General features: G+C 57.7%; 1 protein-coding gene. It reads left to right on the top strand.

Annotation, left to right across the window (positions count from 1 at the left end):
- Positions 1-114: 114 nt before the first annotated feature.
- Positions 115-815: ATPase, T2SS/T4P/T4SS family (locus B4U49_RS00395; RefSeq protein ID WP_162276135.1), on the top strand; the 701-nt coding region annotated here is incomplete at its 3' end.

Below are 815 nucleotides of genomic sequence, written 5' to 3'. Positions count from 1 at the left end.
TGGGTTCACAGCGGTCCTGAAAAACTATAACCGGTGCCCCGCCGCCACCGGGGCAGAGAACAAATGCTCTCCCGGTATTCGAAAAGACCAAACACCCGACGCGGTATATAACAAATGGAAATCGAACGACTCTTACAGCTGGTAACCGAGAAAGGCGCCTCCGACCTGTTCATCACCGCCGGTGTCCCGCCGTCCATCAAACTGCACGGTAAAATTGTTCCCGTCAGCAGCTCCCCGCTTAGCCCGGAAAAAGCGCGCGAGATGGTCGTCGGCATCATGAACGACCGCCAGAAAAAAGAGTTCGCCGAAAGCAAAGAGCTCAACTTCGCTATCTCCCTGCGCAACGTCGGCCGCTTCCGGGTATCCGCCTTCTTCCAGCGCAACCTCGTCGGCATGGTACTGCGTCGGATCGAAACCAAGATCCCTACCATCGACGGACTGGGACTGCCAGAACAGCTCAAAGAACTGGCCATGACCAAACGCGGCCTGATCATCTTCGTGGGTGCAACCGGTACCGGTAAATCCACCTCGCTGGCCTCCATGATCGGCCATCGCAATGAAAACTCGAAGGGTCACATCATCTCCATCGAAGACCCCATCGAATTCATCCACCAGCACCGCGGCTGTATCGTCACCCAGCGCGAAGTCGGCCTCGACACCGACTCCTTCGAGACCGCATTGAAAAATACCCTGCGACAGGCACCCGACGTCATCCTCATTGGTGAGGTGCGCTCCCGCGAAACCATGGACCACGCCATCGCCTTCGCCGAAACCGGCCACCTGTGCCTGTGTACCCTGCACGCCAACAACGCCAA

The sequence above is a fragment of the Microbulbifer mangrovi genome (assembly GCF_002009015.1).
GTDB classification, from domain to species: Bacteria; Pseudomonadota; Gammaproteobacteria; order Pseudomonadales; family Cellvibrionaceae; genus Microbulbifer; species Microbulbifer mangrovi.
The sequence above is the reverse complement of the archived record's forward strand: the minus strand, read 5'-3'. Positions and strand labels throughout refer to the sequence as shown.